18 protein-coding genes and 1 tRNA gene are annotated in these 22,286 nt (G+C 44.9%); 8 read left to right on the top strand and 11 right to left on the bottom strand.

Annotated elements, in window-relative coordinates; all coding sequences use genetic code 11:
* The first annotated feature begins 82 nt into the window (after positions 1–82).
* Positions 83–910 carry a Cof-type HAD-IIB family hydrolase gene (locus ACED28_RS15230; RefSeq protein WP_009848219.1) on the top strand — a complete coding sequence of 276 codons (828 nt, stop codon included), beginning with the start codon at positions 83–85 and terminating at the stop codon, positions 908–910.
* Positions 911–998: 88 nt separating this feature from the next.
* Here the strand turns inward: ACED28_RS15230 and ACED28_RS15225 are convergent, their stop codons facing one another.
* Positions 999–1,466 carry an EVE domain-containing protein gene (locus ACED28_RS15225; RefSeq protein ID WP_017098543.1) on the bottom strand — a complete coding sequence of 156 codons (468 nt, stop codon included), beginning with the start codon at positions 1,464–1,466 and terminating at the stop codon, positions 999–1,001.
* A 39-nt stretch (positions 1,467–1,505) separates the two neighbouring features.
* Here ACED28_RS15225 and ACED28_RS15220 point away from each other — a divergent pair, with 39 nt between their 5' ends.
* Positions 1,506–3,050, top strand: a complete 1,545-nt coding sequence (locus ACED28_RS15220) for a COG3650 family protein (protein ID WP_371710181.1) — start codon at positions 1,506–1,508, stop codon at positions 3,048–3,050.
* 2 nt (positions 3,051–3,052) lie between these two features.
* Positions 3,053–3,649, top strand: coding sequence for a tRNA-uridine aminocarboxypropyltransferase (locus ACED28_RS15215; protein ID WP_122047533.1), 597 nt, complete (start codon positions 3,053–3,055; stop codon positions 3,647–3,649).
* Between the two features lie 179 nt (positions 3,650–3,828).
* On the opposite strand, the gene ACED28_RS15210 is transcribed toward ACED28_RS15215, so the two are convergent.
* The 8 genes from ACED28_RS15210 to ACED28_RS15175 form a co-directional block, all read right to left on the bottom strand.
* Positions 3,829–6,309, bottom strand: coding sequence for an EAL domain-containing protein (locus ACED28_RS15210; RefSeq protein ID WP_122047532.1), 2,481 nt, complete (start codon positions 6,307–6,309; stop codon positions 3,829–3,831).
* A gap of 191 nt (positions 6,310–6,500) precedes the next feature.
* Positions 6,501–8,999, bottom strand: coding sequence for an EAL domain-containing protein (locus tag ACED28_RS15205; protein WP_371710180.1), 2,499 nt, complete (start codon positions 8,997–8,999; stop codon positions 6,501–6,503).
* Positions 9,000–9,164: 165 nt separating this feature from the next.
* Complete coding sequence (gene yigB / locus ACED28_RS15200) at positions 9,165–9,881, bottom strand: 5-amino-6-(5-phospho-D-ribitylamino)uracil phosphatase YigB (RefSeq protein WP_017103560.1); 717 nt, start codon at positions 9,879–9,881, stop codon at positions 9,165–9,167.
* A gap of 15 nt (positions 9,882–9,896) precedes the next feature.
* Positions 9,897–10,829 carry a tyrosine recombinase XerC gene (gene xerC, locus ACED28_RS15195; RefSeq protein ID WP_122047531.1) on the bottom strand — a complete coding sequence of 311 codons (933 nt, stop codon included), beginning with the start codon at positions 10,827–10,829 and terminating at the stop codon, positions 9,897–9,899.
* Complete coding sequence (locus ACED28_RS15190; RefSeq protein ID WP_371710179.1) at positions 10,798–11,496, bottom strand: DUF484 family protein; 699 nt, start codon at positions 11,494–11,496, stop codon at positions 10,798–10,800. Before ACED28_RS15190 ends, xerC begins: the two co-directional genes overlap by 32 nt.
* Positions 11,497–11,539: 43 nt before the next feature.
* Positions 11,540–12,370: a diaminopimelate epimerase gene (gene dapF, locus ACED28_RS15185; protein WP_009848210.1), complete on the bottom strand. Its 831-nt coding sequence runs from the start codon at positions 12,368–12,370 to the stop codon at positions 11,540–11,542.
* An 11-nt stretch (positions 12,371–12,381) separates the two neighbouring features.
* Positions 12,382–13,635 carry a diaminopimelate decarboxylase gene (gene lysA, locus ACED28_RS15180; protein ID WP_009848209.1) on the bottom strand — a complete coding sequence of 418 codons (1,254 nt, stop codon included), beginning with the start codon at positions 13,633–13,635 and terminating at the stop codon, positions 12,382–12,384.
* Between the two features lie 41 nt (positions 13,636–13,676).
* Complete coding sequence (locus tag ACED28_RS15175; protein ID WP_009848208.1) at positions 13,677–13,889, bottom strand: lipoprotein; 213 nt, start codon at positions 13,887–13,889, stop codon at positions 13,677–13,679.
* Here ACED28_RS15175 and cyaY point away from each other — a divergent pair.
* Positions 13,869–14,183: an iron donor protein CyaY gene (gene cyaY, locus ACED28_RS15170; protein WP_009848207.1), complete on the top strand. Its 315-nt coding sequence runs from the start codon at positions 13,869–13,871 to the stop codon at positions 14,181–14,183. The two genes, ACED28_RS15175 and cyaY, sit on opposite strands and share 21 nt — an antisense overlap.
* Before the next feature lie 71 nt (positions 14,184–14,254).
* On the opposite strand, the gene ACED28_RS15165 is transcribed toward cyaY, so the two are convergent.
* Positions 14,255–16,783, bottom strand: a complete 2,529-nt coding sequence (locus ACED28_RS15165; protein ID WP_009848206.1) for a class I adenylate cyclase — start codon at positions 16,781–16,783, stop codon at positions 14,255–14,257.
* A 344-nt stretch (positions 16,784–17,127) separates the two neighbouring features.
* Between ACED28_RS15165 and hemC the strand changes: the two genes are divergently transcribed.
* The 4 genes from hemC to ACED28_RS15145 are packed head-to-tail and all read left to right on the top strand — an operon-like array spanning position 17,128 to position 21,223.
* Positions 17,128–18,066, top strand: coding sequence for a hydroxymethylbilane synthase (hemC, locus tag ACED28_RS15160; protein WP_371710178.1), 939 nt, complete (start codon positions 17,128–17,130; stop codon positions 18,064–18,066).
* Between the two features lie 2 nt (positions 18,067–18,068).
* Positions 18,069–18,797: a uroporphyrinogen-III synthase gene (locus ACED28_RS15155; RefSeq protein WP_009848204.1), complete on the top strand. Its 729-nt coding sequence runs from the start codon at positions 18,069–18,071 to the stop codon at positions 18,795–18,797.
* A gap of 18 nt (positions 18,798–18,815) precedes the next feature.
* On the top strand, positions 18,816–20,042 hold the full coding sequence (locus tag ACED28_RS15150; RefSeq protein ID WP_371710177.1) for a uroporphyrinogen-III C-methyltransferase: 1,227 nt from the start codon (positions 18,816–18,818) through the stop codon (positions 20,040–20,042).
* Positions 20,042–21,223: a heme biosynthesis protein HemY gene (locus tag ACED28_RS15145; protein ID WP_017098553.1), complete on the top strand. Its 1,182-nt coding sequence runs from the start codon at positions 20,042–20,044 to the stop codon at positions 21,221–21,223. Before ACED28_RS15150 ends, ACED28_RS15145 begins: the two co-directional genes overlap by 1 nt.
* 883 nt (positions 21,224–22,106) lie before the next feature.
* On the opposite strand, the gene ACED28_RS15140 is transcribed toward ACED28_RS15145, so the two are convergent.
* Positions 22,107–22,183 (bottom strand) — tRNA-Asp (locus tag ACED28_RS15140).
* Positions 22,184–22,286: the final 103 nt, after the last annotated feature.

Here is a 22,286-nt window from a genome sequence, read left to right as displayed (position 1 = left end):
TCCACCTAGAGATATTGTGGTTAAAACGATGCTAGCGTTGGCTAGTATTGATATTTGCTAAGCATTTTGCAATGAGGGTTAAATGACTATTCCTGCACTTAAAGATTCCGTGAAAATTGTTGCTTCTGATTTAGATGGTACGCTTTTGGCTCCCAACCATCAGCTAAGCGACTTTACCAAACTAACGCTTAAGAAGTTACACGAGCAAGGTTACACCTTTATCTTCGCTACGGGTCGCCATCACGTCGACGTAGCAGGGATTCGTCAAATTGCAGGGATTCCGGCATACATGATCACGTCAAACGGTGCTCGCGTACACGACCAGAACGATCAACTGATGTATAGCCAGGACGTGCCTCAGAAATTAGTTCAACCGGTTATTGATATTGTTCGCCAAGATCCAAATATCTTTATTCATATGTATCAGAATGAAGATTGGCTACTCGACCGTGAAGACGAAATGCTCGCTAAGTTCCATAGTGAGTCTGGCTTTAGCTACAAGCGATTTGAAGCTGATAATGCCCCAAGCGACGGCATTGCTAAAGTCTTCTTCACACATCCAGAGCAAGACCACGAATATCTGGTCACGTTTGAGCAAAAGCTAAAAGATGCGTTTGGAGACAAACTGAACATCGCCTTCTCAACACCTTGGTGTTTAGAAGTGATGGCCGCTGAAGTATCTAAAGGCCACGCCTTAGACGCTGTTGCGAAATCATTGAACCTGACACTGGATAACTGTGTTGCCTTTGGTGATGGCATGAATGACGCAGAGATGCTGGCGATGGCGGGTAAAGGTCTAATCATGGGCACATCACATGAAAAGGTGATGAAAGCTCTACCAGACAATGAAGTGATTGGCAGCAACGCAGACGACGCCGTTGCTCACTATCTAGAAAAGCACCTGCTCTAATATCGTCTCGTCGAAGAGATCTGTATAAATAAAAAGGCAGCCAACTGGCTGCCTTTTTTGAACCTTACGTAAAAAGCTCTCTCTAACGCTATCGAGAACCCTGTATTTCTTTGCTTAATATTGCCTGCCACTCTTGTTCGGTAACCGGCATGATCGATAATCGGTTGCCCCGTTTAACCAGTGGCATTTCTGACAGTTCAGGCATGGCTTTAAGTGTTGCCAAAGGAATCAAGCGTTCAGTCACTCGCACAAACTCAACATCAACCATTATCCAGCGCGGATTATCGGGCGAAGACTTAGGGTCGTAGTAATCACTCTCTGGGTCGAACTGAAAGTGGTCTGGGTAGGCTTCTCTGGTTACTTTCGCGATCCCCGCCACGCCAACTTTTTTACATGATGAATGGTATATCATCACCAAGTCTCCAAGCTTGACGTCATCACGCATCATGTTTCGAGCCTGATAGTTGCGTACACCCTCCCAACAAGAGGTTTTTTGTACTCTCAGAGTCTGAATAGAAAAGGTGTCGGGTTCTGTTTTAAATAACCAATATGCCATAATAAATCCAATTAACGGTTGCTCCGAGGAAGATATAACATGAAGGTAATGAAAAACCCAGTGACATGGCTAGTCGCATTCACTCTACAAGGCTGTGTCACAGCGCCAGATGCTCCCCAAAAGCCAGAACTACCACCAGCAACCTTGGATGAGCCACTGAGCATTCAACCGCAAACCTTCATCATGCGTGGTCAGGTTGTGGTTGGCCATGAAAGCCGAACCTTCACCCCTTGCGGTAGCCAACAACAATACTGGTTAGACTTATCTCCAGAGTTAGCGCTAGAAGCACAAGGGCTCTCAACGAGACCTTACCAAGCTTTATATGGCGAGCTGATTGGTCACCTAACCGTACCGAGCCAAACCGGGTATAACGCAGATTTCACGGCACGTTTCGTGGTTGATCAAGTGAATATCCTAACCGCAGAAAACCCTAATCGTTGTGACCAACCACTGCGTTCAACACGAGTATTCGGTAACGAACCCTTTTGGTCAGCAACCTTCGATAAAGACCAGCTCAAATACACCAAGATGGGCGAACAACCACAGCTCCTCGATATTGAATCAAGCCGCACCACACCAAGCAGTCGTGATTACCAATTAGAGGGTAAAGCAGCGCAAGGCAAACTCAACCTTACAAAAGAGAGTTGCAGCGACGGCATGAGTGATTCTATCTATGGATGGCATGCCAAGCTTAACCTCAATGACAGTAACTATAATGGCTGTGCAACGGTCTCTAACCAAGACTCAACGCTAGACTGGAGTGGGCTCTACTTCGCGAGCTCAACGCAGAACACTGGATTCTCTATCAACCTTGAGCTCAAAGATGACCACAGCGCCATTACGACATACTCGTATAGCAATGGAGACCCTTCTATTATTGAACAGGGCTTCTGGCAGCAACTGAACCAAAATCAGGTACAAGTGGTTATGACTCGCCACCAGCAACAGTATTTGATCTCTGAGCGCATCTTCACGCTCGATAACGGTAAGCTCGTCGCTGAAAAAGAGAAAGTGGGCAACGTGGTCTATCCGATTGCCAATGGCGGTCTGGTGCTATTCGAAGCTAAGAGTGCGCAAGCGCAAGCAAATACCACCGCTAACGCTGATCTAACCGCAAAACAGGTGAACTCCAGTGATCAACTTGATCCAAAAGTCGACCAAGCGATCCGCGAGTATTTTAAGATCAACAACAGCTCACCTGACGATACCAAGTACCGCTGGTTAACCTACGACCTCAACGGTGACGGCAAGGAAGAGCTGTTTGCCCAACTGGACTGGTGTGGCTCGGGTGGCTGTACATTACTTATCTTTGAAAACCACCAAGACAACTGGCGCTTCAATAGCCGAGTGACACTGGTTAAAGGCGATATACGCTTAGGAAAGTCGCAGAATAATGGCTGGCAGGATCTGATCTTCAATGTCAGCGGCGGTGGAGCAACACCGGCGAAGCACACACTGTCTTACACCGGTGTTAGCTACCCGCTAAACCCAAGTGTCGCTCCAGTTGCAAATGATGCTGATATCAGCGATGTGGTTCTGTTTGCTGATGGCATATCACCCGCACAAAGTGGAGTAAAGCTGTAAACATGAGTAATCAACAAGCTTGCCCTGGTTGTGGCTTCACTCACCAGTGCGTTTGTCATCTAATACCGACGGTTGAAAGCCAAACTGATCTTGTACTATTGACTCATGAGAATGAGATGTCGCGAGACACCAACACCGGAAAGCTGCTTCAGCAATCTCTTGAGCAGTGTCAGTCCTTGGTATGGCAAAGGAAAACACCACCAGCGGAGCTAATGGCACTGCTTGAAGATGAAACACGACAACCGTTTCTGTTATTCCCAAGTGATCAAAGCATCGAGTGTCAGCAAGCTGTGATGACCCAAGCCCAGAATCGTAAACCGCTATTCATCATCTTGGATGGCACATGGCAAGAAGCGAAGAAGATGCTTAACAAGAGCTCGTGGTTACAAGCAGTCCCACAAGTTCATCTCGATATCACCAGCGAATCCTCTTACACCTTGCGCCGCAATCAAGACAGTGGCCATTTGTGTACTTGCGAAGTGGGCATTGAATTGCTCAAATCTTTAGGTGAAAGCGAACCTGCCAAGCTCATTGATGACTACTACCAACAGTATCTAAAAGTATTCCACGCCGACAAATGTGGTCATGCTCTCAAATAAACCAAGCAGGCGCGCGGGAAGACAACAGACACATTTCAGGACGGGACAAATACTGAAAACAAAAGGGTGAGCCATGAGCTCACCCTTTTTACATTGTACTTTAATCTATTGAACCGTTTAGTGTTTCACGTGAAACGCACACTCTAGCTGTTCGTTGAAAAGAGATTTTACTCTCCCTATCAGAATAAGCGCTGAGGTTGACCAAAGTAGTAACCCTGCAGGTAATCGACACCCATATCCTCTGCGATTCGACACACCTGTTCATTATGTACGAACTCCGCAACTGTTTTAGCGTTCAGTATCTGGCACAAACTCACCAGTTGCTGAGCGATCTTGCGCTGTTTCTTATCTTTATCAATATTGCGAATCAAACTGCCATCAAGCTTTATGACTTGTGGTTCTAACTTCAATATCTCATCAATGTTCGAATAGCCGGAACCAAAATCATCAACAATAATATTCACACCAAGGTCGCGGAAGTGATTACACACCTCGATCAAGCGACCGTAATCCTGAATTTGTTCCGTTTCTAACACCTCTAAGCCAATACGCTGTGGGTGACTAATTTTCTTGATGGCTTGCTCAAGGTGAAGAATGGTTTTCTCATTGCTAAAATCTTGTGGCGCTAAGTTAATTGAGAACGAATCGGTTCGTTGACTCATAAAATCGAAGGTGCGCGTTATCATCTGGCGACTCAGACGTGTATAAAGATGCGTTCCTTCTATGATTGGCAAGAATTTACCCGGTGCAATCAACTGACCGTCCTCTTCAATTCGGACCAAGCACTCATAGCTTTCTACCTGATGGCTGTGTGCCGAGACAATAGGTTGGGAACACGCCACAATATTCTGATTAAGCACCGCGCGACTGACACACGACAGCCAGCCAAGCTGCTCTTGGCGATGCTTCTCCAATTGAATGAGCGTCTTGGCGCTCACTAGATGCTTGTTCTGACTCACGGCGCTGCGCCTAGCATCAATCGCCTTCAACAACAAATCATCAATCGAGGTCGTAGGAAAATCTCGACGGCTGGCTATACCCGCACAGATGGATACCGACAGGTAATCAATATCAGGCAACCCCGTTGGTTCAAAATTCACATGCTCGGTTTGATCAGCAAATTCAGAAAAACGCTGATGAATATGTTCTTGCCCCACCCAGCTATCAAACACCACCGCCCACTCACCGATACCAATGCTATAGAGCTGACACCCCTCATCAAAGAACTGCCACAGCGCCTTTTGAAAATACTCGCTTAAATCATGCAGAAGCTTGTCACCGACTCGATAGCCATACTTCTCATTGATTTGGCCAAATGTCGTGACTTTCAAAGCCAACAAATGACTATCGGTACTCATTTTTGACAGCTTTTCACGCAATACGCTTCGGTTAGGTAAGCCTGTACGGCGATCAATTCGGTAGCTCGCGGTCAATGCGGTCGCTTGCTGTTGAATCTTACTCGCCATGCTGTTGTTCATGTCATCGACATCAAGCAGAGCATTTCGTATCAATGAAAACAGAGGGGAAATATTGGTCGCGGGTTGTGTCTCTAATGGCAATACCGCCTTGCCTTCACCTTCCCTAAGCGCAAGATAAGTGAGGCTATGATGCAAAATTCGTTGCTGGCCATTATCTTGATAGAGCTCTCCCATGCAGTAAACGCCATAGGTGTCCGCTAATGCTTGGAAAACCTCAACCTCTTGGTTGCCATCAATGAAATCAATGCGAGAGGTACAGTTGTAGATAAAAAACTGTTCTGGCTTATGGGAAGCAATCTGTTGAACGCCCAATCGGATTTGCTCTAGGGTCAATGAAGGATGGTCATAACAAAACCGCACCTCATCACCAACCTGAAACGACCCACTGAATTCGATCTCTCCGCCCTCTGTCACCTTGAGCGGTAAGTGAGTGTTCTGGTCTTTGGGTTCACCGACCATCAAGGGGAAGTTATACAGTTGCTCAAAAGGGATTTCGAGACCGTCAGCGAGGTAACGATTATAGACTTCTCGGACAGGTATACCGTCCAATTCAGCTAGCCGATTATCTTGAGCATCAGTCACTCGGAAGGTACGACCAATGGGGTTCCATTCGCAGTAATACCCCTTAGTAATTGAGAGTTCAACACTGTGCAGTGCTAACATGACATAGGCATTTTCATAGCAAATACCATCGAGCATCACCCATCGTCCATGCTCTGTAATGGTCGATGCACCGCCACAAACAGGTAATGAATATATCGACTGCTCAAACGCTGAAAATAGATCTTGGTTATTTATCTGCAAGCGATCGGCGAAACAGATAATGCTTTGAGTATCAGCATTACATTCAAGCTGCTGCCACATCGCTTGGCTATCCCGTCGAGGCTGCTCGCTATATTCGACAACCCCACAAGTGTAAGACGTCGCTTCAAAGCGAGTAACAATAACATAGAGACCTTTATGCAGGATTACACCTTGGCTGATGTAGTGATTAGCACTACAACCAATCAATTTGGCGTTGGGGAAAGTCGACTGGATTACTTGGCAGGCAGCCAACACCGAATCTTTCTCGAAAGAAGAAAACACCTGAATCAGTAGATTGTCATGTGGATGAAAATCTATCTTTTGCAATTCACGCTGGGTGTACTTAATGTCTTGTATCTGGAAAGAGGTCGATTGCATATTCACATTAATCGTTACGTTAATGATTTGTTATTGTGCTTATTATAGATAAAGCTTGCACGGAATACTTACAATCGTCTGATAAATAATGTGACGCTAGTTAGACATCATTCATTCTACTAAAGAGCCATCATCAGTGCCAGTGAAGCACTTTAAAAGCAAGTGACGTTAAGGTCTGAGGGCTTTAATAACTAAAACAGTCGCTTAGGCTCACCAAAGTAATAACCTTGCAGATAATCGACACCCATTTGCTCTGCAATTTCACAAACCTGTTGGTTATGGACAAATTCGGCAACTGTTTTGGCGTTAAACACCTGACACAAGCGTACTAATTGAGAGGCGATATTCCTTTGCTTTGGGTCTTTGTCGATATTGCGAATCAAGCTACCGTCGAGCTTTATGATCTGCGGCTCAAGTTTAATGATCTCATCAATATTGGAATAACCAGAACCAAAGTCATCAACAATGATTCTCGCCCCAAGAGCACGGAAGTGATCACACACTTCTATCATGCGGCCATAATCTTTGATCTGTTCAGACTCGAGAACCTCTAGACCAAGTCGAGTAGGGTCGTTCATACCACTAATCGCTGACTCGAGAACCTCAAGCGTCTTATCGCTCAGTAAGTCTTGTGGGGATAGGTTGATTGAAAAAGAACTCTGCTTATTTGCCATGTAGCCAATGGTGTTTCGAATCATGTGCCGGCTAAGGCGAGTATAGAGATGCGTGTCAGCAATAATGGGTAAGAACTTACCAGGGAGTACAATGGTACCGTCCGACTCCATGATTCTGACCAAACACTCTTGGCCAATCATTTCGTGAGTACCAGACGCCACAATCGGCTGTGAGTAGGTGATAATGTTCTGATCTAAGATTGCGCGGCTTACACAGCTCAGCCAGCCTAGTTGTTCTTTACGATCTTCCTCACTCACCTGAATGTTTTTGGCATTAGTGATGTGAGTATTGTTCCGCACCCCGTAGCGTCGAGCTTCAATCGCTTTCAACAAGATCTCATCACCGCTATCAGCTAAGAAATCACAGCGACTAGCGAAACCACCACACAGAGAAACCGAAAGGTAGTCTATGTCGGTTAATCCATATGGCTCAAAATTAATATGCTCAATACCATCAGCAAACTCGACGAAACGTTGCTCTATCTTCACGCTATCGACACTCGCGTTAAAGATAATTGCCCACTCACCGACACCAATACTGAACAGTTCAACCTTTACCTTGGATTCCTTAGCCACACTAAGGTGCAATCGGTTGACAAAATGATTCGACAGATCAAGCAGTAATTGGTCACCCACTTGATAACCGTATTTTTCGTTAACTTGATGAAAATTAGTCAGCTTCAGCGTCAACAGATGTTCATTGAATAAAATCGTATTGAGGCGTTCTTTTAATACAATACGGTTAGGTAGCCCAGTGCGAGAGTCAATACGGTAGCTTTCAGTTAAGCGACGTGCTTGTTGATGGAGTTTGTTCTCCATCTGAGTATTCATACTGTCAAGATCTGCGACCGCATTTCTGACTAAGTTGAGTAGTGGCGATACCGTTGAGTCTCGCTTAAAATCTTCGCAACGAAACTCATTAATCTCGTCCGACTCTCTCATCGCAATATAGGTAAGGCTGTGATGCAGTATCTCTTGGCGATCGTCGTTGCGATATAGTTCGCCCATGCAGTATGCACCACACGCGTTTACTATCCCTTCAAATGGTTTGAGCTCAAGTTTACTGTCGATAAATTCTAGTCGAGATACACAGTTATAGATGATCACAGATTCAGGCTGATGCACGGCAAGCATCTCAGCGCCGTGACGCACTTTTTCTGCGGTCAAAGAAGGATGGTTATAACAAAACTGGGCCTCTTCGCCGACATGCCAAGGGCTATCAAACTCAATACTACCATCATCATTAATACGTAGAGGCGTCGAGATGCACTTCTTTCTGCCGAGCTCTCGATACAGGGGGAAGCTCATCAACTGACTAAAAGGGAGATCTTTACCATCAGCAAGGTAATGTTTGAACACCTCGATAGCCGGCTTGTCATTCAACGCATATAAACGATTTCCAACTGCGTGTGTCACTCGCAATTTCATCCCAATAGGATTCCACTCAGAATACGCGTCCGACCAAACCTTTAAGCTAGGGTTAGTCAATGCAACCGCAACACAAGCATGTTGGTAGGTTTGCTCATTATGCATGACCCAACGGCCATATTCATTCTCGTGGCACAGCCCACCAGCAACTGGTAATGCGTAAGATAAACTCTCAAAGGCGCTATAAATAGGATAGTCACGCCCTTCAACCTGATCGCACAAGCTGATAACCGTTTTGGTTTCTTCTGTAAGGTTTAATTGAGAAGCGAGATCTTGGCTATCTTGATTGGGGTTTCCGGTAAACGTCTGAACTGTAGACGTTAAATGGGTATCGTTAAATTCACTGACTACGACTAAGGTACATTCATGCTTCAGGCTGTTATCACAGATAACATAACGGGCGCTCTGACCGATTAACGTCGCATGCCCTATGCGATTGAGGGCTGCATTGGCAATTCGACGAGCGATATCAGAGGACTGAGCAGAGAAAATTTGAATAAGGTACTGTTTGCTGTCACACCACTCTCGCTGATCAAATTGAGACTTAAATAACTCCTCAGTATTTGCGAGAAATGTAAATGTTTGCATGCCAACCCTTGTTCGAAATCGAGTGAAATGAGAACCCGCACTACTATGAATCAAAAATTTCGATCAAAAGTAGCCGTCAACTATCCTAGCCTAAACAGGCATTTAATTGTGACTAATGTAACAATTCAATATCATAAATGCGACACATTAAGCTTACTACGGCCATTAAGTTAATCGCATAAGATCACTAAGTTGCTCTATTTCAACATCAGGCAGCACTGTTGCCTTCGGGGAATCATATAAATTGGAACCAGTATCATTAAACCAGCATGCTTGGAAACCATTTGTCTTAGCTCCATAGACATCGGTTCTAAGATGGTCACCAACATGGAGAATATTCTCAGCGTCACAATTTAGGTATTGCTGAGCTTTATCAAACATATCTGGGTAGGGTTTTGCTCTGCCGTCAGGACCGGCTTTAAGGATTAATTGGAAGTACTGCCCCAAGCCAATTTTATGTGGGTCGACATTGCCATTAGTAATCGCAACTAAAGGAATACGTTGGCTCAGCTCAGCCATCACTCGATGCGTTTCTTGTGGCACATCCACCTGATTTCGCAGCCACAAGGCGTGTTCTATGCCTTCACGAGCCGCTTGTTCTGCTTGCTGCTGAGAATACCCCAGTTGTAACAAACCACGCTTAATCTGTGTTTCTCGCCACACGGTGACATCATGCTTTAACGCTGGGTTTTCAGAGGCGACTTGCTGTTTGATACCTTGCCACTCTTCTAACGAAAGAGAAGCAGACACAGGATGCTTTTGATAAAGCCACTGCGCCATCTCTTTCTCAACCTTCATGATCACAGGCCAGTTGTCGTACAAGGTATCATCCAAATCAAAGGTCATGGCTTTGATGGGCTTTAACCCTCGATAAATTCGCATAGTTAAACCTTTAATCTAATCTTTATTCTTCTTACGAGCTCTTGGATGAGCTTGGTCATAAGCTTGTGCTAAATGTTGGAAATCTAAGTGAGTGTACACTTGGGTTGTCGAGATGTTTTCATGCCCGAGCAACTCTTGAACCGCACGAAGGTTTTGGCTCGACTCCAGTACATGCGTTGCAAAGGAGTGACGCAGTTTATGCGGGCTGATGTGACTCGCGACAGATTGCTTCTTGCCCCACTCTTCCATGCGCTTTTGCACGCTGCGATGAGAGATACGAGTCCCTAACTTCGAGACAAACAGTGCAGGCTCACCCGGCGAAGCTAGTGCACCACGAACTTTGAGCCATTTATCAACCCACTCTTTCGCTAAACCAGAAAAAGGCGCTTTGCGTTCTTTGTCGCCTTTACCAATCACTCGGATTTCGCCTTGTCGACCCAACACATCTTTAAGATTGATACCGACCAGCTCAGCCAAACGTAATCCAGCACCATACATCACTTCCATCATCGCTCGGTCGCGAATTGACAGTGGGTCGTCCTCATTCACATCAAGCAACTGACCGACTTCATCAACATCGAGGTTTTTAGGCAAAGGACGTTGTTTACGAGGTGCTGAAACCCCTTTGGCTGGATTGGCGGTCATTTCGCCACGCAAGACAAGGAAATCAAAGAAGCTGCGCAGTGACGATAAGCGAGTCGCAATACTGCTCGCTTTCATTCCTTCGCGCATGCCTTTACTTGCAAGTTGTCTTACCCACGCCGCATCGACTTGAGACCAATCCTTTAGTCCAAGAGTGACTAAATGAGCGGCCATGGTTTCAAGTTGTTGTTTGTAGTTACGTTGGGTGTGTAAGCTGAGTCCCTTCTCACTTCTAAGATATTCATAGAAGCGAGAGAGCGGCTTTTGAAGGCTATTAGGAAGAGGTATTTTGGGCTCTAGGCTCATTATTTATCTGCCAAGGTAAGGTGTCCGCCAAATGAGCGACAACAAGTGCTAAATGGCGTAAAAAGAGCGTGTCCATATGAGGCTGGAAGTGTCCGCCATCTTCACTAGAAAAAGCGAGTACACCCAGTGGAGATCGCTTAGCAAGGGGTAGCACTACATAAGAGCCTAGCTCTGGAACTGGATAATCACCAAACAAATCGTGTCTGTCTGCCTTTCTCAATCGCCCTAGATAAGCATCTTTGCCATTGAAATGGTTAAGTGAAAATTTCGAGTAACGCTCTTCATTCAGCTGATAAAAACCTAATTGTGAGAGAACTCGTACATGAGCCTTAAGCCCTAGTTCCAACGCTTTTTGTTCAACAGCCTTGACAACCTGAATGAAGTCACTGCATTTCAACACTTGAGTTTGCAGATCCATGAATTCATAGAAAGTTTTATCGTTATTCGCCGCTAGTGACATCAGGCCAGTGATCTCTTCTTCCAGCTCTTTGATTCTATGACGCTGACGTTTAAGCTGAATCTCAACCAGAGAAACAGCGCCCTGCTCAACATTATTAATAGCAAGGCGATCAACCAAATCTTTCCTGTTTTGAAAGAAATCTGGGTTATCACGTAAATATTCCGCAACCACCTCTGCAGTCAGAGTGTCGCCTTCAACGTAAGACAAAACCTATCCTTTATTTTTTATAAATCTATTTGTTATATCGTTATTAGCAAGAAAGCTGACCATCAAACACATGCGTTGCTGGACCAGTCATCAACAGAGGTTTCCCAGGGCCTTGCCAGCTAATGTGTAAGTCACCACCAGGTAGACGAACCTTCACATTCTCAGCCAGTAAGCCTTGTGTTATACCAACAGCAACTGCACCACATGCGCCACTGCCACACGCCTGAGTTTCACCCGCACCACGTTCGTAGACGCGCAAGCGAACCTCTTCACGGTTAACCACTTGCATAAAGCCAGCATTAACACGCTCAGGAAAACGTTCGTGAGATTCAAGCAGCGGACCTAAGGTATCCACATCTGCTGTATCGACGTCATCAACTACGGTAACCACATGTGGGTTACCCATGCTAACAGCACCACAGAACAAGGTGTGTACATCCGTTCTTAGGATATACGTCTTTTCTGGCTGCTTCGCCTTAAATGGAATCTTGCCCGGTTCGAACTCAGGAATACCCATGTTGACAGTGATTAAATCATTGTCTTCAATCTTAAGAACCATTTTCCCTTTCTTGGTGCTCACGTTGATGCTGTACTTATTCGTTAAGCCTTTCATGCGAACGAATCGAGCAAAACAACGTGCACCATTGCCACACTGCTCAACTTCACTGCCATCTGCATTAAATATGCGATAATGGAAGTCAGTTTCAGGATCATAGGGAGCTTCAACTACAAGTAGCTGGTCAAAACCCACACCAGTGTGACGATCCGCCAAACGACGGATCAAATCTGGAGAAAAGAAAATATTTTGAGTAATGCAGTCCACGACCATGAAATCATTGCCCAAACCATGCATTTTAGAAAAGTGGAAGTGCATAACGCTTAAAATTACTCCGGAAGAATGTTTTCAAGTTCCCACAGACTCGTAAGCTCTTCACGCTGACGAACCAAATGAGTTTTATCGCCATCAACCATCACTTCTGCCGCACGCGAACGAGTGTTGTAGTTAGATGACATTGCGAAGCCATAAGCACCTGCTGAACGAACAGCCAATAAATCGCCCTCTTCAAGAACAAGGTCACGGTCTTTACCTAGGAAGTCACCCGTTTCACATATAGGGCCAACTAAATCGTAAGTCACAGCTTCACCCTGACGCGGGCTAACTGGAACAATATCTTGCCAAGCTTGGTAAAGTGCAGGGCGCATCAGGTCGTTCATTGCCGCATCGATAATGGCAAAGTTCTTATGCTCTGTTGGCTTAAGGAACTCGACTTTTGTTAATAATACACCAGCGTTAGCCGCAATCGCTCTTCCTGGCTCGAAAATCAGCTCTAGATCAGAATGATTGTCTAGGCGAGCCAACAAGGCTTTCGCGTAGTCAGAGGGCTGTGGTGGTAATTCATCACGATAAACCACCCCCAAACCACCGCCAACATCAAGATGCTTGATGTTGATATCGTTAGCTCGTAGTTGGTCGATCAACGCAAGCAAGCGATCAGTGGCATCGATGAAAGGTTCGATATCCGTTAACTGAGAGCCGATATGGCAATCAATACCATGGATAGACAAGTTATCGAGTGTTTTAGCAAACGCATAAACAGCAGGAGCACGATCGAAGGCGATACCAAACTTGTTATCACGCAAGCCCGTAGAGATATAAGGGTGAGTATTGGCATCAACATCAGGGTTGATTCTCAGTGAAATCGGCGCTTTAACTCCAAGTTCACCGGCCACTTTATTCAGTCGCTCCAGTTCTGGCTCAGACTCTACGTTGAAACATTTAATGTTCAACTCAAGCGCTCGCTTCATTTCTGCGGCTGTTTTGCCGACACCAGAGAAAACAACTTTCGCCGGATCGCCACCAGCAGCAACCACACGCTCTAGCTCACCACCAGAAACGATGTCAAAACCAGAACCCAAACGAGCCAAGGTATTCAACACGCCTAGATTCGAGTTAGCTTTAACGGCGTAACACACCAAATGCGGGTGCTCACCTACCGATGAGTCAAACGCGTTCCAGTGACGTTCTAATGTGGCACGAGAATATACATACAGCGGTGTACCATATTGCTCTGCTAGTTGTGAAAGTGCGACGTCCTCAGCCCAAAGCTGGCCATCTTCCTGATAGTTGAAGTAATCCAAAGTTCTTATCCCTTATAAATAACGATTTCTGCGTTTTTCACTTATTGTGATTGTTCAGTCTGTTGAACTTCATCAGGATCATACAAAGGACCCGTTTGACCACAACCAGAAAGTCCAATAACGGACACCATAAACAAAGCGGTAATTAGTTTTTTCATTTTGCACATCGTGATTATTAACTCAATGCCCCCTATAATCGCACCACACTCAGGAAAAGCAATAGGATAGAAAGGATGAACGAGACTGAATTTCATAAGCTGGTCGATATACAGATGCAAAACATCGAAGAAGCGATCGATGAATCAGAGGCAGATATTGATTATGAAGTGACTGGTAACGTAATGACGTTGGAGTTTGAAAACCGCAGCCAAATTATCATCAATCGCCAAGAACCAATGCGTGAGATCTGGTTAGCGTCTAAATCTGGCGGCTTTCACTTCAAGCTAGTTGACGACAAGTGGACATGTTCAAAGACGGGCATGGCGTTGTTTGAGATGGTCAAAGAAGAGTGCGAAAAGCACGCAGATGAAGAGATTAATTGGGTCTAATCATTTGTAAGCAAAACTAAAAAGGAGTGAATCAATCACTCCTTTTTTAATATCAATCAGTCTTGGTAAGACTAGATATTGACTATCTTTGAGCTCCGAGAAGCTAAAGTCGCATCGTTACGATATGGCACCACATAAGAGTTACCTTCTTCAGGGTGAACAATTTGGTAGTACTGAGGTAGGTTAAAGTTAATCAACTTAGACGACACCTTCGACTCATCTTTAACTGAAGTGTAGAAAGAATTCACGCTTGCGATCATCTCATCTTTTTCACCGCTGTACTGGTGATACACCTCAACCTGATTCGACTCGTCCAATACATAAATATTGAAACCTTTGTCGGTATCCTCAAAGAAAAATTGAATTAAACCTTCACTCGCAAAACCATCAACCACTTCTGGTAGCTGATACTCTTGCTCTTTATCGAGCATCAGTAAAGGTGAGCCCTTCAGCTTATTCGTCGAGATACTACGATAGAAATCGACCGAGTTTTCCAACATCTGTACCGATACACCACGACGTTCAAAGAACAGACCAAACATTTTGTTTGCCAGGCGAATAGCCTTAAATCGGCGGCGTTTCTCTGGCTCAATCGGTTTTAATCGCAAGTCGATACACTCGGCAAGCAGTTGATACACCATATTACGCATCACACCGCGTAGGTTTTTGCTGTAACAGAACACATCGACCGACTCTGGCGGCAACGCATCCTGGTGCATTTTACCCAGTACCGTCTTCAGCGCGTCCAACATCGCGGTTTCGCCTTGGAAATGAAGTGTACGAACTTCATGCCAAGAGTTCCGATAAACCAGATCAACACTACCGACTAAGCTCTTACCTTCTTCACCAAAACTGAAAATATCGGCATTCTTAAGATCCACTTTTAATGCGCGACCACTTAATTCAGACGTCGGGTCATTTTCAAAGTTGATGAACATCGCCAGTTGGCTTATCTCACACGGGCTCGCCAGTGCCTGCATACTCGGACGACGCTTACGCAAAGAGAAGGTATTACGTAGATCGCTCACCATTTGATAAAATTTATCGATATCAATATGAGCATCTCGAACCACAGAGTGCAAACGCGTCGACTCTGTAATTAGGCCATTAAAGAACGACCAAGCAACCAATTTACTCAAGTACTCATGGTGTTCAAGTGAAGGCTGACCGAGAATGCGATGTGCAATCAAAGGCTGTTTGTACAAGTACCAACCTGCTTTATTTGACTGACCCTGACGAACTTCGATAAAGCTCAAATCTGGCTCATGGAGATCCGGGGATATTTGTGGATTCAGTAGCGTCACTTTGCCTGGTAACACCTCAAACGCAGCATAAAGCTTACGTGCCAAGATACTGATATCTTGCGGGCTGATAGCTGAAGTGATGTCGTTGCGACGTGCAAATTGAATCAGATTACGATAGCTCAGCATCAAGGCATCAAGCAGCGCATGGTGTACCACTTTAACCTGCTCAACCTTCCAGTTACGGCGGTTGTCGAGCTCAGCAATGGTTTCATGTCCCCAGTTCCAAGATTTAGTCATCTCGGTTAAGGCTTCACGACGCCATGCGACAGAACCAATACCCGCATCTCGTGACAACTTCTCGTGGGTTTTAAGATAGAAGCAGCGTCTCACCAAATCCAATCGAGTATGGTCGTTGATACGTTCTAGGTAGCGAGTGACCTTTTCAAGCATCAGATAGTAGCTATCCATGCCATACAGATCAGGTTCATCTGCGAAGAAACGACGCTTGGTGTCAATACTAAGAAGCTGGGTGTTTGGGTATTCCCATGAATAAGCTTCTAACAGGATCGCCTTCAACACCGATTTATACGGTGAGTCGATACTCTTATAGAGCTGCCATAGGTTTGAACCAAAGTACTCTTCAGCAGGAATACTGTTCAGCTTGCCGAAATCGATCCACTGCGAGCAATCAAGATAACCATCGTTACATAAACCTTGGACATACTCGTCGTAGCACTCCTCCATTTCTGGCGGGATGATTTGCCACAACAAACGCTGGCCAGCCAAACGAACGGCTGAGCGGTAGAACTCATCAAGCAGTAGTAAGTGCTGTGAAGAACCACAGTTATCACCGGTCATCTCTTCAGAATGATTCGAGCGGAAACGCTCTTCATCCATCAAAAAGAAGTTCGCTTCAACCCCTAAGGTTTCAGCCCAATCAGTAATAAGCAGGCATTTATTGGTCAGGCTATCGCGAGATGCGCCATCCATATCTGGAGATACACACACCCAGATATCAAGATCACTTGAGGTACTTTGACCAATAGACGAAGTACTACCCATGGTGTACAAACCCAAGATTGCTGGTTCAGCGGCCTCGGTAAGTTTTCCGCCCAGAGTTAATTCAGTATCAGAGACAAATTGCTTTTGGAATTCATTGAGCGTGAAGCTACGAATTCCAAAAGGAACTTGTTGGTCATAATAACCAGGCATCATCGGGTGATTGAAGTGAAGCAGCGCGGGGATAAGGTTAAAAACTCGCTGGCCCTGCACATTCATCAACGCCAACGCACGATCAATGCGCTGCTGATTTAGATTGTCTAATCGTTGAATCAAAGTTTGAGTGTAAGCCTGCAAGGTAAGTCCTTGGTTTGAGATTAAGTGTACTTCTGTTTAGTTACTGAACGAAAGCAGCAACAAAACGTGATCAATTTAACACTTTTACCCTTATCGGTAAAGCAAAGGACGCCGTCATACTTACGAATCCCTTGATGACTGAAAGTAAAACTCGCGGCGCCGTAGTGTCCTCTTTATTGACTATTTCTAATAATAGCCCATGTTTCAAATGAGATACCAATCACACTATTTTGGTGAACTCATGAAATTCCCTCTGCTATCAAAGTATCGAATGATCAAACAGTAAGAATTTTCGCCTCACAATGGTAGGATTAGCCTATTACAGAACCTATATCGGAAACACCATGACAAATTCAGCACCAATCCGTATCGCGACCAGAAAAAGCCCTCTTGCCCTTTGGCAGGCATACTTTGTAAGGGATGCACTGCAAGCTGCTCACCCTGGTTTAGAGGTTGAGTTGGTAACTATGGTGACCAAAGGTGACATCATCCTAGACACGCCACTTGCTAAAGTAGGCGGTAAAGGGCTATTCGTTAAAGAACTTGAAGTAGCAATGCTAGAAGGTCGTGCTGACCTAGCGGTTCACTCAATGAAAGACGTACCAGTCGACTTCCCTGAAGGTCTAGGTCTAGTAACTATTTGTGAGCGCGAAGATCCTCGTGATGCTTTCGTATCAAATACTTACAACAACATCGATGAGTTACCACAAGGTGCTGTCGTAGGTACATGCAGCCTGCGTCGTCAATGTCAGTTGCTAGAATACCGCCCAGATCTCATCATCAAAGAACTGCGTGGCAACGTTGGTACTCGTCTAGGTAAACTCGACGATGGTCAATACGATGCTATCGTGCTGGCGGCAGCTGGCCTTAAGCGATTAGAGCTAGAAGAGCGTATCCGTAGCTTTATCGAACCTGAACAGTCTCTACCTGCTGTAGGGCAAGGCGCTGTTGGTATTGAGTGTCGTCTAGATGATGAACGTCTAATCAAGCTTCTTGAGCCACTGAACCACAAAGACACAGCCGATCGTGTGCTATGCGAACGTGCAATGAACCTAACTCTAGAAGGTGGTTGTCAGGTTCCTATCGGTAGCTACTCATTATTAGATGGCGATAATATCTGGCTACGTGCATTAGTAGGCGAACCAAATGGTTCTAAAATGGTTCGTGGTGAGATCTCTGGCCTTCGCAAAGATGCAGAAGCACTTGGCGTTACTCTGGCAAATCAATTGCTGGATGATGGCGCGAGAGAAATCTTAACCAAGCTATACGCAGACCAAGAATAACTATGACAGTGTTGGTGACTCGTCCCGGTTCAGAGGGACAATCGCTTTGCCAACAACTAGCGGATGAAGGGATTCAAGCAATCCATCATCCGCTTATTCGTATCGTTGATAATCCACACTCATCGGATTTAAGCACCCAGCTTAATAACAGCGATATCATTATTGCAGTCAGTCACCACGCCGTGACCGCTGCCCAAAACATCCTTTCGAAAACTTCATCTATTTGGCCAACTTCGCCGCTTTATCTTGGCGTTGGTCAAAAAACTGCGCACGTTTTAAGCAAAGTTAGTAAACAAAAAGTAAACTATCCCAAAGTGAGTGATAGTGAACATCTTCTCAAACTTACTGAACTTAATGGCGTAGATAATAAATCCATTTTGATACTGCGTGGAAATGGTGGGCGTGAGCTCATTAGAGATTCTCTACTCAATCGAGGTGCAAAAGTCTCTTATTGTGAGACCTACCGTAGAGAATATATTCCTATTAGCGACCACAATACCTATCAAACATGGATAAACAAAAAAACGTCCAAAGTTGTCATCACTAGTCAGGAACAATTGGAGTATCTCTGCTCAATTACCCCTGATGAGTATTTGGCTTGGCTTTCAACAAGACATTTATTTGTCCCAAGCCAGCGCATAGTAGAACGAGCACAACAACTCGGCTTCTCAAACGTGACCAATACTCACAGTGCTACGAACCAAATATTACTGGCTGCTCTCCGGCCCTAGCTAGAACAGGAAATAAGCATGACAAGCAAAAAAAATAATGAGCATATTGAACCTGAAAAGAAACAAGACACTCAGCCAGTAGTTGTTGAAAACGAAAAAGCTGACTCTACAGAGACAAAACAGCCTGAACAAAAACTTGATGCCTCTGCGTCAAATACCGCTCAAAATGAACAGCCTCAAGCTGAACATAAAGAGCAAATAGAGAGAGCAGAAAAGCAAGGTAAGCGCGGTGTAAAACTAGGCGCTATTGCGATCGCTATTTCAATTGTCTTCAGTAGCGGTATCGCCTTTCAAATGCAGCAAAAGAGCGCTGAGTACTCGGCTCAAATCGCTGCTCTTCAAGCACAACTGCAAAATACTCAATCTGCAGTAAATAAAGACCTACAAACCATCAAGCAAGAGACCATCCAAGAAGCATCACATGCGGTGGAGAAAACTCAAGTCGTGCAATCTCAGCAACAGAAGAGCATTCAAAGCCTACAGCTAGCGGTTGCTGATGTTAAAGGTCGCCGTCCAAATGACTGGTTGCTTGCTGAAGCTGATTACCTTGTGAAACTAGCAGGACGTAAACTGTTCCTAGAGCATGATGCCGTTAGTGCAACCAAACTAATGGAAAGCGCCGATCAACGTATCGCCGCACTGAATGACCCAAGCTTGGTCTCTCTTCGTCAATCAATGACCAATGACATTACTAAGCTTCGCACTATTCCTCTTATCGACCGTGATGGCTTAGTTCTACGCATCACAAGCCTACAACAACAAGTCGATACGCTGCCGCTTGCCAATGCGATTCTTCCAGAAGCTGCGGTTGTTGAGAAAAAAGCCGTATCGCAAGATATCAATGATTGGCAGAACAACCTGATGACGTCGATGAAAGATTTTTCAGAAAATTTCATCACATTCCGCAGTCGTGATGGTGAAGTTATTCCTCTACTCTCTCCTGAGCAACACTTTTACCTGCGTGAGAATATCAAGGGCAAACTAGAGACCGCAATTCGCGCTGTCTACAAAGAACAAGGTGATGTCTACAGTGCAGCACTACAAACAGCTAACGAATGGTCGAAGTCGTACCTAAACCAAGACAACAACTCAGTGATTGAGTTTGAGAAGGCAATTAAGCAGCTGAGCGAGCAGAATGTTTCTGTGAAATATCCTGTGAAACTTGAGTCTCAAAATGAGTTATCAGACGTGATACGTGAGCGCCTACGTCGTGAAGTAACCGTTATGACCGCGGAGGAAAAATAATGATTCGTTGGATTTTTCTTTTTCTCGTTCTAGGTGCTGGGTTAATTGTTGGTACTCAGTTCTCTGGTCAACAAGGCTACGTTCTGATCTCAATTGCGAATAAGACCATTGAGATGAGCGTGACAACACTGGTTATCTTTGTCATTGCTCTTCTAGCGGCTCTATTCGGCTTAGAGTACCTATTTAAAAAGCTTATGTACGCAAGCTCGACAACTTGGAACTGGTTCAGTGTTCGTAAACTAAAGCGCTCTCGTCGTTATACCAATGAAGGCATCATCAAGCTTCTTGAAGGTGACTGGAAAGGCGCAGAGAAGAAGGTAACTCGTTGGGCTAACCACCACGACATGCCGCTACTTTGTTATTTAGTCGCTTCTCAAGCTGCTCACGAACAAGGCAATACAAGTGAGCGTGATAAGTACATTGAGCTTGCTAGCCAACAAGAGGACTCTCTATTGGCCGTTGAGCTAACGAAAGCAAAACAACAGATCAGTGAGTCGAACTACGAAGCCGCATTCGATACACTTTCAACATTGAAAGGTTCGTACCCGAATAACACCGCCGTACTTGGCCTGCTAAAAGCCACTTACATGCAGCTTAAGCTGTGGCAGCCACTGTTAGAGCTAACGCCTAAGCTGGCTAAGAACAAGCTTCTTACACCTGATGAACAAGTTGAGCTGGAACAGAAAGCTCAATGTGGTTTGCTTCACGATGTGGCACAGCAGCAAGGTAGCGAAGGTTTAATCAGTCATTGGAATAAGCTTTCAAGAAAGCAAAAACAAAGCTCTCACCTTGTTTCTTGTTTTGTGAAGCAACTGATCGCTCGTAAAGCTGATTCAGAAGCCTTCACAGTGATTAAAGAAAACATTGCGAAGAGTGGTTCAAATGAGCTCTATATGTTGCTTCCTGAGCTAAATCTTGCCGATCACCACCCAGTAGTTGTGATGCTAGAGCGTGCTATCAGTAAAGATGGTGGCAATGCCGAAGCACACAGCGCATTGGCTCAATTCTACCTAAGAGAACAGAAGTGGGCAGAAGCACAAAGTCACTTTGAAAAAGCACTAGCACTTCGCTCAAATGTTTCAGATTACGGATACCTATCTGATGCCCTAGAGAAGCAAAACTTAACGAAAGCAGCTCACGAGGTTTCTCGTAAAGCACTCGCTCTCGTTCAACCAGCGTAATTCAAAACGACTCAAACTAAGCCGATGTCTAGCATCGGCTTTTTTGTATCTGTTATTTGCCCCTAGATAACTTCTACAACACCTATAAACCAAACTCATCGAACCCTACCCGTCCAACGCCACCAAACCTAGTGCACAAAAGTAACTATGAAATAGCGTAATAAAGCCTCCCAAACAAACGGAGAACGACACTAATTGTGTCTATATGTAGTTTTACGATTTTTATATACAAGCTCTTAGAAGAGGCTCGAGAGGTATGACGCCTGTAAGCTGAAGAGTAAAAGGAGCTCACTTTGAGAGAACACATTTAAAGATATTCACCAACAGACCGAAAGCCACGTTAAATCACGCTGAATTAGCAATTAAATGGCCATCAATATTCCAACTATAAAACGCTAAAGCCGGGGTTTCACGCAACTGCTTAATAGGTTCATCTATTAAGCAGTAGAGATATAGCAAGAGTTGCCGAACCAGCAAAACCTTGTGACTAGAGACGAGACATCTTTATCAACCAGTTCAAATTAGTAAGAAGTAAACCTCACTAAGACATTCTCTAAAGGTTAACCATTGAATCGATAGCCACAAATATCAACTAACGTAATCAAGCGCTTCTAGAAAGAGCAGGACTTTTATAATAAGTGTTGGAATATCAGAGCTCGAGCTCAACGGACAACGCTTCTACAAAACTCGAAGTTGAATAATAAGATTCATATGCCGGAAACGACGAAAGCCTAGTCGTCAGACTAGGCTTTCTAATATGTGCCGGAATAGCGTGAAGTGTAGGGTCTCGATGCCTTTACAGCACTCATACAATCTACAAGCAAAACTCTTTTCTTCAAATATAAAAAAGCCCTGCTATTTCTAGCAGGGCTTTTCTAATAAGTGGCGGAGTGGACGGGACTCGAACCCGCGACCCCCGGCGTGACAGGCCGGTATTCTAACCAACTGAACTACCACTCCGCAGTGGAATACTTGTCGTCGCTGACAAGTGTTCAAATTTAAAGCCTAGCGATGTCCTACTCTCACATGGGGAAGCCCCACACTACCATCGGCGCTATTGTGT

Origin of the sequence: Vibrio sp. 1F253 (assembly GCF_041439295.1) — a bacterium.
In the GTDB taxonomy this organism is placed as follows: domain Bacteria; phylum Pseudomonadota; class Gammaproteobacteria; order Enterobacterales; family Vibrionaceae; genus Vibrio; species Vibrio tasmaniensis_A.
The sequence above is the reverse complement of the archived record's forward strand: the minus strand, read 5'-3'. Positions and strand labels throughout refer to the sequence as shown.